Source organism: Geofilum rubicundum JCM 15548, from assembly GCF_000974365.1.
GTDB lineage: Bacteria > Bacteroidota > Bacteroidia > Bacteroidales > Marinilabiliaceae > Geofilum > Geofilum rubicundum.
The window spans coordinates 1-15362 of record NZ_BAZW01000074.1 but is presented as its reverse complement, the minus strand read 5'-3'; the positions used below and the strand labels follow the sequence as shown (position 1 = coordinate 15362).

The 15362-nt window shown below is 44.9% G+C and carries 6 protein-coding genes; all 6 read right to left on the bottom strand.

Annotated elements, in window-relative coordinates; genetic code table 11:
* Positions 1 to 157: 157 nt before the first annotated feature.
* Positions 158 to 1417: a hybrid sensor histidine kinase/response regulator transcription factor gene (locus JCM15548_RS24700; protein ID WP_227626024.1), complete on the bottom strand. Its 1260-nt coding sequence runs from the start codon at positions 1415 to 1417 to the stop codon at positions 158 to 160.
* Positions 1330 to 4338: a ligand-binding sensor domain-containing protein gene (locus JCM15548_RS18615; RefSeq protein WP_227626023.1), complete on the bottom strand. Its 3009-nt coding sequence runs from the start codon at positions 4336 to 4338 to the stop codon at positions 1330 to 1332. The genes JCM15548_RS24700 and JCM15548_RS18615 overlap by 88 nt, the downstream gene beginning before the upstream one ends.
* Before the next feature lie 168 nt (positions 4339 to 4506).
* The gene (lacZ, locus tag JCM15548_RS18610) at positions 4507 to 7641 is read right to left on the bottom strand and encodes a beta-galactosidase, LacZ type (RefSeq protein ID WP_062128461.1); all 3135 of its coding nucleotides are present in this window, start codon (positions 7639 to 7641) and stop codon (positions 4507 to 4509) included.
* A 442-nt stretch (positions 7642 to 8083) separates the two neighbouring features.
* A complete protein-coding gene (locus JCM15548_RS18605) occupies positions 8084 to 9301 on the bottom strand; it encodes a TolB-like translocation protein (RefSeq protein WP_227626022.1) in 1218 nt (405 codons plus the stop codon).
* 373 nt (positions 9302 to 9674) lie between these two features.
* Positions 9675 to 12896: a T9SS type A sorting domain-containing protein gene (locus tag JCM15548_RS18600; RefSeq protein WP_162198286.1), complete on the bottom strand. Its 3222-nt coding sequence runs from the start codon at positions 12894 to 12896 to the stop codon at positions 9675 to 9677.
* Between the two features lie 28 nt (positions 12897 to 12924).
* On the bottom strand, positions 12925 to 15225 hold the full coding sequence (locus tag JCM15548_RS18595; protein WP_062128457.1) for a glycoside hydrolase family 3 N-terminal domain-containing protein: 2301 nt from the start codon (positions 15223 to 15225) through the stop codon (positions 12925 to 12927).
* Positions 15226 to 15362 lie beyond the last annotated feature (137 nt).

Here is a 15362-nt window from a genome sequence, read left to right as displayed (position 1 = left end):
CCCATCAACCCTTCCTACTCTTCCTACCCTATCATCCCTATCCACCTCTCGACCTAATAATCCCGCTCCGCGGGACTACGCTTCGCTCCGCCTCTCGACCTAACAACCCTATCAACCCCATCAACCCTTCCTACCCTATCTACCCCATCAACCCTTCCTACCCTTCTTCTCCCCCTCCCTCTTCCCGCTCAATAAACTCAGAAGGCGTACATCCATACTGCTCCTTAAAGCACCTGGAGAAATAGGACGGACTGGAAAAACCAACCATATAGATGATCTCGGAAATGGTTCGCTTTTTTTGCATGAGCAGCTGGGCCGCAATTTTCAGACGTTGAACCCGAATAAACTCTTTGGCGGTATAGCCTGTTAAGGCCTTAATTTTCCGATAAGTCTGGTTGGAAGAAAGCGATAAGTGCTCACTCAGTTTCTCCACATCCAGATTGGGATCATCCGTATATTTGTCCACCACAGCCACCGCATTTCGAAGAAACTCTTCATCCAGGGACGACAAAGTAATTTTTTCAGGTTCAAGCAACTCTGAGGCCCGGAATTTTTCCTTGGCCGTACCTCTGGACTCGAGAATATTAAGAAGTTTTAAACGCAGGGTAACCATGTTGAATGGCTTATAGATATAATCCACCGCGCCAATGCGCAGACCTTCTATTTCATCTTCACGCATGGTTTTGGCCGTTAGAAACACCAAAGGGATATGTGACGTTTCCAAATCATTTCGCAAAAGTTTCCCCATCTCAAAGCCATCCATTTCAGGCATCATGATGTCGGAAACAATGATGTCGGGCGTCAGTTTCTGGGCCATTTCAAGACCTTCCTTACCATTGCGGACACTACTGACATTAAACAATTCTGAGAGTCCGTCAGTCACAAAGGAAACCAAATCGCTGTCATCTTCCACCAGCAAAACGGTGGGCCTGTCATCCGTTTCAGGAGCTGCCTCCTCTGGCTCAATGACAGTAAGGACCTTTTCATTAGCTGGCGTTTCCTCGCTTTCGGGCAATTCGACCTCCGGCTTTGGATAATTTTGTTGGGTGACATCCACGAGTGTTCCCAAATCCATCGGCATCCAAAACCGGAAGGTGCTTCCCTGACCGGGTTCACTCTCCACCTCAATAACGCCATGATGCTGCTCTACAAAAGTCTTTGAAAGATACAAGCCAATGCCCCCGGTGCTTTGCGTGCGCTTTTCGTTCACCTGATAAAACCGGTCGAATATCAACTTTTGGTGTTCGGGTTTAATACCAATGCCATTATCATGAATCTCAACAAACAAGACCTTCCTTTTAACCTCCTCATTATAGCTAACACCGGCCTTTATTGAAATGACCCCTTCATGATCAATGTATTTAAAGGCATTGGAAAGCAAATTGTAAAGAATTCTCTCAAACTTATCCCGATCCACCCAGCTAAAATCTCATCCGGCGCATAATCAAGTATCAACTTAATTTTTCCCGCCTGGGCCATGGGCAGAAAAGAGTCATGCATTTCAATCAACAGGGGAACAATGTCGCATTTCTGTAAAAAGAGCTCCATTTTACCTTTTTCCACCTTCCTGAATTCCATGAGTTGGTTGACCAGACGCAACAAACGATGGGTGTTGCGATGAATCAGTTCCAGGGACTTGCGGACAGGCACCGGGAGATCGTCTCGTCCGAGGGACTCGTCGGCCGGACCCAGAATCAAGGTCAGCGGTGTTCTGAACTCATGGGTAATATTGGTAAAGAAATGCACTTTTAGCTCATATAGTTCCTGCTCTTTCTCGTGCTCTACCCGCTCAAGCATCAATTGCCCCTTCTCTTTTATCCGAATGATGGAATACCGCTTAAAGAAATACAACAATCCCAAAAGGAAAACCATATAAAAGGCATAAGCCACCGGCGTTTCCCACCATGGCGGATGAATGGTAATATGTCGAATGGAGGGTTGAGCACTTTCAATGCCATCACTGTTGGTGGCTTTAACCTTTAACACATAGTCGCCATGGGGGACATTGGTATAAGTCGCCGAATTTCTTTGTCCCACATGATTCCACTCCGTATCAAAACCTTCCAGTTTGTAGGAATAGGTGTTTCGTTCCGGACTCTTAAAGTCCATGGCTGAAAATACAAAAGTCAGGATTTTATCCTTGTGCGACAGCGTTACCGTATCGGAATAGGGGACCGTCTTAAGTCCCTCTCCGTGTCCATTTTTGCGCCGCAATTTGGATATACTGGTGTTGGAAATCAGCAAATCGGTGAAGGTTACCAACGGAGGTGTAGTACCAATATCCAAATCCTCCGGATAAAAGGAAATAAAACCGTGGGTCCCGCCCATGAACAGCTTACCATCCACATCTTTAAAGGAGGCGTTGCGCTCCATACCTATGCGCTGATACTCCCGCATCATGTAATCATCCACAATGGTCTCTGTTTCATAATCAAACTTCACCAGTCCCTCATAAAACCCCAAAAACAAATGGGTACTGTCATCTTCCAGAATATTCATAATCAATTCCCCGCTGATGAACGCCAGATCGGGATAGCGCATAAAAGAAACAGACATCTCGCCACTGGCCAGTTCGCTCTCTACTTTCTTATTAAGCCCGGTGTTGGTCCCAATCCATAAAGTACCGGTTTTGTCGATGTGCAGGCAATTTATGATGTTGTCATTAATGGTTTTATCGTTGACCCTTGAATACAAAAAGGTAGAAAACTCCTCAGACACCGGATCGAAGCGATTCAGCCCCCTCTGTGTGGCTATCCACACAATGCCATTTTCGTCCTCCACAATATCGCGTACATTGTTATCGGACAACCCACTGCCGTAGGTCGAATAAGATTTGAAACTTAAGCCGTTTTCCCCAATGGTCACCATGGAAAAACCATTCTGCATGGTACCCAGCCAAACCGTTTGTGGATACTTTTTGGAGGGTATGAGGGCATTTACCTTGTTACCCGGCAGGGCCTGCGGGGTTAACGAATTATAGAATTCATAACGATTGGTTATATTTCTGTCCAGATCGCTTTGCCTGTAAAACAGGAGTCCGGCATCATCCGTCCCTACCAACAAGCCTTTGGGGGTATTTAAAACCGACAATACAGAATTGGATTGAAAGGTCACTCCCCGATAGTTATACCCTGCGTTGGGAATCTCTCCGACAAGGTTGTAGCCCCCGGTTTCTGATTTGCGGTAATGCAGCATTTCGCTGACCGTACCTACCCACAAATTGCGATCGGCATCGCCACCAAAGGATCTGACAGAGCTTTGCATGGCCAGTCCATTGCTATAACTGGAGGTACTGTAGCGCTTAATACCCGTCTTAACAATGGCAGACCGGTCAATTTGTGAACTTCCCACCCATAAAACACCGGTCTGATCCACATACAAAGCGGTTATATTATTTCCGGAAATACTGTAAGGATCACTGATGTCACTTTTAAAACTAAAAAATTGAGCCTCAAGCGGATCTTTGTTTTGCTCAGAGGCTTCGAGTAAGGAAACACCGTCGTTCCAGGTTCCGATCCAAAGATTATCAAACTGGTCGTAATGCAAGCGGTAAGCCACATCCGAAGCCATACTATTGGGTCCATCATGCATGGAATAATGCGTAAAACGCAAACGATCCTTATCAAGATGCGTTTCCATTCTGCTGATGCCACCGCCCCAAGTCCCTATCCACAAAACACCATTATCGGCTTTTACCAATTGCGTAACGGTGTTATTACTGACACCCAGTTGGGGATTTTCACCATTGGTCTGGTAACGCACAAAAGTACGGGAGTCGCGGTTTAAATTCACCAGTCCCTGATAGGTGGCCACCCAAAATTCCTTGTTGTCATCTTCAATAAGATCGCTGATGACATCATTGCCTAAAAAAGACTCTGTTTCTCCGGTTTCCGGATCCAGCTTAAACAATCCATCACTCCAGGTGCCCACCCAGATTTTCTTTCTGGAGTCCTCGTATAAGGACAAAATCCGGCTCTCAAAAGGAAATTCGATGATCTCCCCCGTGGCCGGATTCAGTTTATTGAGTCCGTAAGAAGTACCGATCCAGATATTCCCCTGATGGTCTTCCAGGAGGGAAGTAACCTCGCGGTTACTGATCGTATTTTCCGTATCACCAATGCCCGATTTATAAACGACGCACTCATAACCGTCGAAGCGGGTCAAACCGTTCCAGGTACCAACCCATATAAACCCTTTGCGATCCTGAATGATGACATTGGCTTTGCTACTGCTAAAACCATCCTCAATGGTATAGGAATCAAAATCAAGAATTTTCTGGGATAAAGCACCCTGTATGACCAATAGAATAAAGACCGAAATGGATACTACCTTCCTCATAAAATATGTCTCCTGTTAGTAAGATGTCTTAAAGTTAAAATATCCTAACTCAATTTCACACCTGGCCTAACCTTTTTTTAATACAAAAACTTCCACATGCCTGTTTTCGTCAGTCAACTGACGAAAACAAAAGACACGTGGAAGATCTTATGACGTCTTTTTATAAGATTACTTCAAAGCCGGCTTTAACACATAGGAATAAGAATAGCTGTCTTCCAACAAACGGTATTCCCTGTGTGGCAAACGGCCCCAGCTATCATCACCGCCCAATCCGCGCTGCGCCAAATCCACATTCAGGAACACGTTCCAACTTGGGTAAACATCAACCGTGCGCTGAGATTTTTTGGTGAGTCCGGGATCAAAATCCTCTGATTGGAAGTGCAAAGCCGAGACACTCAAGGGCTGAACGCCTTCCACACGAAGGCCAACCCCCTCATCATTGGTCAGCGTTAACCAGCGAACATCTGTTTTGTTGCCGGTCTCCTGGGGGCGAATATAGGGATGGTACTGATCTTCCACATCGCTCAAATAAATGCCGATGTGTGAGGCATAATTACGATCGGAATAATTTTCCCAGGGTCCGCGACCATAGTAGGTGAAGTTATCAAACTCGCCCGACAAGGTCATTTCCATACCAAATCTTGGCATTTCGGGCAGACCTTCTACACCGGCGGTATATTCAACATCTATACGAATAGCTGCATCAGGAGTGACCGTGTAAGTCATATAGTAGTCACTCTGCACATCTTTTAAAAAGAAGTGAACTTTCATTGAAACAGCCCCTTCAGCCTCCTCCACCGTCACATTTTTCACTTCTTTATTGCGACCGGCCAAACGCCACACATGACTGTTGGCAGGCATGTGATTACCAAAATCATTATCGGTCGGCGCTCTCCAGAAATCGGGCTGTGGCGACCCCTGAATCAGGTTCTTTCCATTGTAACGGAAGTGAGAAATACCTCCCCAACGCTTGTCCAAACGCACATTGAAGTTCTCGCCGGATACTTCTACAGAATGATCCTCATTTTTTACTTCAAATTCAGCGGATGAATCGGTCAACTCAGTGCTGAAATAGCTGTTTCCTTCAAAGGCCATTTGCTCCGTCGCGATTTCATGTCCGGCAGGTACCAATGGCATTCTTTGCCGCGTATGTGCATAGAGATTCAGGAAGTACTCTTCCCCATCCTTGGGATTAACACTGGTAAATCCGGGCTTAACCACCTTACTATCTCCGGGCGACAGGCTCACTTTAAAACTTCCCTGGTCCACCACTTCACCGTTTTTCAGCAGTTCCCATGAAAAATCATAGTCGGACAGGTTCGTGAACGAAAAGCCATTCTCGATGCGAACAGTTCCCTGGCTCAAAGATTCCTCCTTGAAAAAGATGTTCTGATACACCTTCTTCACCTCTGCCAGTCCAGGATGCGGGGTTCTGTCGGGGTTAACCAGACCATTCAGACAAAAGTTTTGATCGTGGTGCAAATGACCACTGCCCAACTGTCCGCCATAAGCCCAATACGCACGACCATCGGCCGTTTGTGTTAACAATCCCTGATCGACCCAATCCCAGATAAATCCTCCCTGCATATTAGGTGAGTTGTATATAATGTCCCAGTATCTGGTAAAATTACCGGTACTGTTACCCATGGCATGTGCGTACTCACAAAGAATATAGGGACGCTCAACCGTTTCACGGGCAGCATATTCTTCCATGTTTTGAATAGAAGCATACATGGGGGCCACCACATCGGTATTGCGCTCTTCACCAGCCTGTTCAAACTGAACCAGACGTGTTTTGTCGCGTTCTTTGATCCAATCGTAAGCATCGAAAAACACCTGACCGTTGCCACACTCGTTACCCAAACTCCAAATAATAACACTGGCATGGTTCTTATCGCGCTCTACCATCCGGTAAATGCGGTCCATATGCGCAGCATGCCACGATTCTATATAAGCAGGATGGCGGTTTTTATCGAACCAGGCCTGAAAGGTAGCGCCCATACCATGGGTTTCAATATTGGCTTCACAAACCACATACATACCATATTCATCGGCCAGTTGATACAACTCAGGCGAGTGGGGATAGTGACTGGTACGAATGGAGTTAATATTGTGCAACTTCATCACCTCAATGTCTTTGATGATGGTTTCAGGTGTTACGTAATGCCCGGTTTTCGGATCGTGCTCATGCAGGTTAACCCCTTTAACCATAATGCGTTCACCATTGACCAACAATTGACCATTCTTCAACTCGACAGAACGGAAGCCAATTTTATTTTCAGTAACCTCAAGCACTTCACCTGAAGGGTCTTTCAAGGTAATTAAGGCCTTGTATAAATTCGGTTGTTCAGCACTCCATATCGCCGCATTTCGCACGGTACGTGCGAAATGCACATCCACCATTCCGGTAGCAGGAACATTCACCGATTTGGTTTCAGTAAAAACGGTACTGCCTTTGGCATCCAACAAAGTTAAAACCACCTGACGGGTAACAGCCCGTGAAGCGTAATTCTGAACAGTTACTTCCCCATTCAATTGTCCATGACGGTAATTACCATCTAAGTCGGGTCTCAAAAAGAAATCCTGAATGCGGGTATCCGCCGTGGAATACAAATAGACATCCCTTTCGATGCCACTTAAACGCCACATGTCCTGATCTTCCAGATAACTGCCATCGGTCCATCTGAAAACTTCAATGGCCAACTGGTTGTTGCCAGCTTTGACATAAGGGGTAATGTCAAATTCTACCGGGTTTTTGGTACCCTGACTGTAACCCACTTTTTCGCCGTTGACCCACACATACATACCGGAGGTTCCGGCTTTAAAATAAAGATAAACCCGTCGGTTGTTCCAATTTGCCGGCAAAGTAAAATCCCGTTTGTAGGAGCCTACCGGATTGTCCTCTTCGCCTACATAAGGTGGATTCACCGGGTGCGGATAGCGCACATTCGTATAAATAGGAACCCCATATCCCTGTAACTCCCAATTAGAGGGTACGGGAATTTCATCCCAATGTCCCACATTATAATCTGTTTTATAAAAATCCACTGGACGCTGACCGGGGTTGGGTGCCCAGTTGAACTTCCACATTCCGCTTAACAACTTGTAATAGGGTGATTGAGCATAATCCCCGGTTTTAGCCATCGCCTCATCGGGATATTGATAAAAAGTAGCCCGGGGCTTCTCTGTGTTCACATCAAAAACCGCCTCATTCTCCCAATCCTTCTTCTGCGCCTGCCCGCTTTCTGCACTAAAGCCTAAAGCTAAGAGACACGCCATTACAGGAATAATCGTTTTTCTCATTTTTTTTAAAGTTTGTTTTTTACACCTAACTATTAAGTCTCCTCTTTGTCCAATGAAATGAATTCGTGTCTGTCCCTCCCGGAATTTTCTGCCCGTATTACCTGTGCAGATCATCCATAGGGGAAAACCTCAAAATATTTCGATTTATACTTCGCAGGATACCTTAAAAAAAGTATTTTCTTCTCAAGGCCATCCAAAAGAAAAAACCAGAAATAATTGGACAACAAATCCTCAGTTTCAAAACTAATTATAACCCGAAAAGCTTATTGCAAGTAATTTTAAAAAGACTGTCACTTTTTCCATATTCGTCACCCAAAGGTCGCTAATAGATGCCTTGATCCGCCACCCATTGACATAAATTTAACATCGGATGGTGAAAAAGTGCTAAAAAGAAAGGATGGTAAGAAATACACCCAATATCGGATGATTTTCCCGGATTCTGCTATTTCTTCAGCCATTCTTCAGGAACCGGGACAATACATATATCCATCGCACGACCATCTTCCGAGATCATGGCCGACTGGATCTGAATTTTTGTACCGTCTGGGCTGAACGTCGGATGCACATGATCTGCAGCTGTTGTCTTATGACCAGCCGTCAACAGCATCATTTCATTGGTTTCCCGATTGATAAGATAGAGTTCACGTTCAAAGTTATCACCAACAGCAAATCGTCTATCGGGTGATCCGTGAACATGCCAGAATCCGCTGCCGTATGGGATTTGTCCCGCTATGGTAACCTCCCTTGTATGGATATTGACAATACCGAGTCCGGTGGGTTTCTCACGCGTTCCTGAAGGTCCCCATGCGGTCTCCTGCCCGGGATTAGCCCCCTTTACGTCAGTGGCTTTGGGTCTGCTTTCATCTTCGAGGCCCGGAATGGGCCGGTGTCCCATAATGGCGAATGCCACTTCATCGGGCGAGATGACTGCTTCATGGGTAATCCATTCATACGCCGACTCCGGATAGAGGGGACGTAAGCCGGTACCGTCGGCATGGACGACCCAGGTACGCTGTGGTGATTTGCCGCCGGTCTCCCAGCAGAATACAATCTGTCCGGGCACCCAAGGATTGGTCTGAATATGTCCCACCTGAAAAGGAACGGATACCACATACTTCGTTTCGCCGGTATAAATATTCATTCCGGCGATACCTGCAGGACCCGCACCCATGTTGCGCGGACCAAAGGATTCGGAGATCTCAACACCTTCGGGAAGATGTTTCAGAGCTTCCTCTTTACCCACCCGGAACCATACCCACTCTTCTCCGCCGTCGAGCGCCATATCGCCCCCCGCCATCATTTCGGGAGGCGTAATTCCGCAGATTCGTTCATAGGCCGATGCCGGTTTCAATTTTCCCGCTTCCGAATCAGAAAAAACATTTTCCAGATTGACCTCTACCACCTCAATGGCGCCCGGCGCCTGGTTTCCCTTGATGGGTTTACGCATATAATAGAGCTTCATCGACTGTCTGGCAACACTCAGCATGCCGGTAAATCCCCCCTCCGTAACCTGAACGATATCGCCCGTTTCCTCGTTAACCGCCATGGCTTCTCCCGGTACGCGTTGTGATTGAAAAATCACCCATTTGCCATCCGATGTCCATTGATTATGGGTTGGATAGATTTTTTTCTCGCCCTCGGGTCCGCTGGTCAGAAACACCAGTTCAATACCGGTTACCGGATCTATGACACTCTTCTCTCAGGAGAAAAACGGGTACCTATTTGGGCCTGAACAGATAATCCAAACATTACACACTGCAAGGCAGTGACGAGAATAAAAATTCTTTTCATCATCTCAATAAATTATATAGACCATTATTCCATACTTCGCATGGAATAAAACCAGTCATGGTCCCTTCATTTGTAAAACCTTGAAATTAAGAGGTACAAACAAAATAAACAATACATATATTGACATTTAATTTGCATTTATTGGCATAATTTAAAACAAATTGGCTACAGGAACGGCACACAAAAAAAGAGGCTGCCTGTTCCATACAGACAACCCCCTTTTTCAACTATGAGCCAAAGGACTATTTTACAATCAGTTTGCTCACGGCATCCTCAACCTTGACAAAATAGAGACCTTTTTCCAGATCATCAATGTTCACAATGCCATTCGAATTCCTAAGCTGCTTAACCAGCATGCCTGAGCCATTGTAGATTTCAACCCACTTATTCTCTGCATTAACGATGGTTATATAAGTTGTAGCAGGATTGGGACTAATGGATAAAGTCTCAACACTTTTGGGCGCATGGATGGAAGTGGCCTTCTTTAAAGCCGGCCCTTTTAAGTCATCGATGTAATAAGTTTGCGGATCTTCAACACCTCCATCAATGTAAATAAACAAATGCGCATAATCATCGGCCGACATTTCACCCATACCAAAGTATAAGGTTTGCCAGCCTTCAACTGTGGTTACTTGTGCATCTGTTTCTTTAAAAATGCCGCCCTCATTATCCCTTTCGGTACCCACCTTAAGTCTCACATAGGTTTCTTTTGGCGAATAAATCCTGAAAGAAAGGACATTTCCATCGGTAAAATCAATGGGATCACTCAACGCTATATGAATGCGCTCCCAACCACCCCAACTGCTTCCTTTATCCCACTGGGCCACAAAAGAAAAAGAACCGTCCGGGTTCAATTGTCCGGGATTTATGGCTCCGGCAGGGTCTCCCATGCCTTCAACAACCGTTGTAAATTCGATGCCCTCAAAGTCATTATACATGGTAAATTCGGGCATGTCTCCGCTTGTAAAAGTGATGTTCAAATCATTCACCACATCACCGGAGGAATAACTCAACTCACCGTCTGCAACGCCTAACCAATAGGTTGTGTTGGCATCCAGCAAGGCCAAAGGCGTTAATTCCAGCCTGTTTTCCCCGGCATTGAAACCAATCGTCGCAGGAATTTCCGCTCCACTGCTATTATCCTTTCTTAATGTCCAGTAGTCTCCCAAATTGTCACTGGTAAGCTTGGCGCTTCCAGGCAAGTCAAAACTCAGGTTTGTTTTAATAAAATAAGTTCCCATGAGCGATACTTCTGAGGCATTATCAAGCGGATAAGACTCCACCTCAATTTGTGGCGGCGTATTACTGGCTATGATATCATCAAAATAAATCTTATCGCCTTCTGAATAAAAAGTGCCTGAGGGGTCAATGGTCAAAACTAGTTTATTCAAATTAGAAAGATCAGTTCCTGAAAAATCAAAGAACAACTCCGTCCACTTACCTGTTTGCCCGGGTTTAAGCCTGATGCTTAATTCTCTGTTGACACCCCAGTCCGGATTGTTCTCAAGTTTTAACCGGACTGTAGCCGGGTGCTCCGACCAAACCTTCATGCGAAAATAGGGTGTTGAAACAAAATTGACACTACCTGGTAAATCAACTCCAATTCCGGCATCACCGCCACCATGGATATAAGTACCGACATTATCGGACCCATTTATGGCATCTTTATCCGGATTCGCCACCTTCTCAAATGTTGTGGTATTGTTCCAGCTGGTAAAATTAATCAGCTCAACCGTTTCATAATCTGAATAAATCAAGGTACTTGGCGGATTAATGGCATTGGACAAAAAGGTCCCCTTGATCCCCGTTAAGGCCTCCACCTCATTATGAAATTTAATCGCACCATCGTTGATCCCAAAGGTATATTCGGTGGAAATATTCAATGGCAATCTATTGAGGGTAAAAGTAATGAGCGTCATTTCGTCATTAATGGCCACATCGAAATCAGTAAATGCGCTTTCCCCTTCGTTCATGTAGGCTACTGATGATAAATCGGTTATATCGGTTCCGTCTGCATTAACCAATTTAATGTTTGATTGAATGGTTAATTTATCACTAAAGCCATTCACTTCAGTAGCTCCATTAACAGGCGTATAGACGATCGAGCCTGACTGAAATGCAGATCCCTTCAGGTTATCAAAATAGATGTCGGCATTTTTTGTTTCTTCCCCAAGCGGATAAATAAGAATATGATCAAAATTCACTTGAGCAAAAGCGACATCAGATAAATCAACAATTATGGTTTGCCAGGCACCTGGAGTTGTATAGGCAACATCCATTTCTTTTGCGACGCCTCCGTCACTCTTTATTTCAGAAAGCTTAAATCTGAAATGAGCACTTTCACTATGATAAACATCAAATGTAAATACTTTTCCTACCGATAAATCAATCGGTCTGTTCAGTTCATAATGAATTCTGCCCCAATCATTATCGCCTTTATTAAACATGGCTACATTGCCCGCCCCATTAGGATTTGCGACTACTGCCACCGAGCCTTCAATGGCATCGACAACAGTGGTTTTCGAAGCGGCATCAAAATCCTCATATACATTCAGGGGGCCATAACCCTCAGAATCAACCGTAAAAGAAGCCTCTGCGCTGACAGGAGTTGACGAACCGTCAGCATAGGTCAAGATATTGTCAACAATGCCAAAGGTATAAGTCCCGTTCCCCAACACCTCAGAAGGCGTCATAGTGATATTAGAAAAAAACTTATTGGTTTGATCCCCTTCATTAAGCGCTGCCGTAAAAGGAACATCAACATTTGAACTGTTTTTCAGGTACAAAGCACCATTTAAGTCCGCATTGGTGATATCAGCACCATCTTTTTGAAGTTTGTAGATGTAGGAGCCAAGCTTCAAACTTGAAGGAGAAGAATACATCGTTGAGTTATCAGCAGGCAGAAAAGTAATACTTCCGGCTGGTACCGTACTTGTTTTGACAATATCATCAACATAAAATTTAGAACCTCCCATGGCGTAATTTTGGGGTCCGTCGATCCAAATAACAAGCGTACCATAATTATTGTCATCCGTAATGGTTCCGAAATTAAACACAACTTCAGTCCATTGATTTACTTCATCACCAGACAACTGATAGCCACGCTCATAGCTATTCATACCATTATCCCCTCCTTCAAGCTTGGCTTGAATATAAATAGGACTACTTGAATAAACCTTGAACTTCACGAAGGGAGTGATGGTCAAATCAACCTTCTCAGCAAGGTTATTAAAATAAGCACCTCCCCAGGAATTATTTCCTGGATGAGCATACTCAAGCGCATAGGAAGAGGTATTACCTGCGGGAATATCGGAAGTTGAAACCCGTTGCACGGCAACCCCATTCCATCCCCCCATATCCAAATCATTGGATTCAAAATCTAACAGACTTACATCCTGCCCAAAAGCAGAAACGCTAAAACCCATTAGCAAGGCTGATAAAAGTAGTTTTTTTACATGTTTCATAGCATTGGTTTTAATTATTAAAAAAAACTTATTCAAGGAGCTTAATCGTCTCAGATAATTGGGCAATGGACAAGGTAAATTCACCTGCTTCGGTGACCCGATTGCCCTGAGCATTGATAAATGAAAAGTCGTCGGCGCTAATGGAGAAAGTGACTTTTTTGGTTTCTCCGGCATTCAAATGGATCTTGTCAAAACGCCTCAGGCGTTTTACATCCGGAGCAAGAGAGGCATACAAGTCGGAAGAAAACAGCATCACTACCTCTTTACCGGCAACCTCACCTGTATTCTCCACATCCACACTTACCCAGAGCTCGTCATTTTCATCAAATTCCTCCTGAGAAACCACGAGATTTGAATAATTAAAGGAGGTGTAGCTCAAGCCGTGACCAAAGCCGAATTGGTGATAAACCCCACCCCCATAATCATACATCCCTTCAGGTGTTTTACTCTGTTCGCTGTGCTTGTGATAATACATGACCAATGAATTGCTGAACATCGGATAGGTATAAGGCAATTTACCGGAAGGATTAACCTCACCGGTCAATATATCGGCCAGGGCATCTCCGGTGTGATTGCCACTCAAATAGGTTTGAACAATGGCATCCATACTATCCGCAAATCTTCGGATGATGCGTGGGCGTCCTTCGTTCAGAACCAGCACTATTGGCTTACCAGTTTTGGCCAGCTCAATGGCCAACTTTTCCTGATTTTCAGAAATCATCAAGTCACTCAAATCCCCGGGTTTTTCCGTGTAGGTGTTTTCTCCCAAACAGAGAATGATGACATCCACGTTCCTGGCTGCGTCCACAGCTGCTTGAATATCTACCTGATGTTCATCCAGGTAAGTTCTCCCGCCAAAATCATATTCCACTCCTGGCACATACACCACATTGCTTTTCCCGAATTTAATTTCCAGAGATTCTAAAATCGTATTATAATCCTGGGCAAATTCCTCTACTTTTTCACCCTGCCAGGAATAACTCCAGCCCCCGTTGACGGTACGCATACTGTTGGCATTGGGACCGGCCACCAAAACCTTGGTATTTTGGGAAAGTGGCAATAGCCCGGCTTCATTTTTCAAAAGAGTGATGGCCTCTGATGCAGCCAGATAGGCTAGTTTTTTATGCGCATCACTAAAGACCGCTGAATTGGGTTCAACAACCGGCCGCTCAAAAAGCCCCAGCTTATACTTGAGGTTTAAAATGCGCCTTACGGCATCATTTAGACGCTCCATGCTTACCGCCTCTTCATGAACCAGTTCAACCAATAAGTCATAATACTGAACATAATTGTATGGAATCATAGACATGTCTATGCCGGCATTAAAGGCCAGCCTAATGGCTTCTTTATGAGAAGAAGCGACCTTATCCCGATTATGCAGATTTTCAATATCCGCCCAATCTGTCACCACCAGACCATTAAAGCCCAACTCATTCTTTAATAGTCCGGTAATAATATCATGACTGCTGTGAACAGGAATTCCGTTGATTAATCCGGAATTAATCATGACCGAAGCAACACCCGATTCCACCGCCTTCCGGAAAGGAGGCAAATGGTACTCCCGCAATGAAATATCAGATATTTCAGAGGGCGTACGATCTTTTCCCGAGGAAGCCAGGGTTGAATAACCAATAAAGTGTTTCAAACAGGCAGCCACAGTCGTTGAGCTGTTCAGGTCATTTCCCTGATAACCTTTTATGACCTCAACCCCCATTTCCGAAATTAAATAGGGATCTTCGCCAAAGGTTTCCCACATGCGAGGCCATCGTGGATCAACACCCAAATCCAATACCGGCGAAAAGTTCCATGGTATATTGGAGGCACGGGTTTCAGCGGCAGTTGCCTGAGCAGCCTGATAAACCAAATCCCGGTTCCAGGTAGCAGCCTGCGCAATTTGCTGAGGAAACATGGTCGCTTCTGCGGTGTAAGTAGCACCATGAATGGCATCAATACCGTAAAGAACCGGAATTTTTAACCGGGTATCTTCCAGGGCGACTTTTTGTATCGAAGAAACCACATGGTGCCAGGTTTGCACGTCCCTGGCTCTGTTGTTGGCTGTGTTTAGAACAGAGCCCACATGATATTTCACCAGGGCTTCTGTTATAAGCGCGGTGTCCATTTGCAAAGGCTCGTTGCTTGAATGACCATTTCCCTGGGTGATGACATCCAGCGTAATCTGAGCCGTTTGCCCGACTTTCTCTTCAATGGTCATTTGTTTAATCAAATCCTCCACAAAGGGAATTCGCTCCACCGTATCCGAAGGAGACGGAGCGCATCCATTCATAAATGCGACTGCAATTAGCAGGGACAGTACTTTAATTGTGTTCATAAAAAATAATTTATAATAATAGTTTGCTTATGTTTTGTAAACCACTGACTTTTAACCAACTTACACCTAACAACCAATCAACCTTCCTACCTACTCACCCTCTCAACCTATCGACCTAACGCCTATCAACCTAATGA

Excerpts from the sequence above, each read along its gene's own strand:
- JCM15548_RS18615 (WP_227626023.1), bottom strand. The coding sequence starts at position 4,338 with ATGAGGAAGGTAGTATCCATTTCGGTCTTTATTCTATTGGTCATACAG.
- lacZ (WP_062128461.1), bottom strand. The coding sequence starts at position 7,641 with ATGAGAAAAACGATTATTCCTGTAATGGCGTGTCTCTTAGCTTTAGGC.
- JCM15548_RS18600 (WP_162198286.1), bottom strand. The coding sequence starts at position 12,896 with ATGAAACATGTAAAAAAACTACTTTTATCAGCCTTGCTAATGGGTTTT.
- JCM15548_RS18595 (WP_062128457.1), bottom strand. The coding sequence starts at position 15,225 with ATGAACACAATTAAAGTACTGTCCCTGCTAATTGCAGTCGCATTTATG.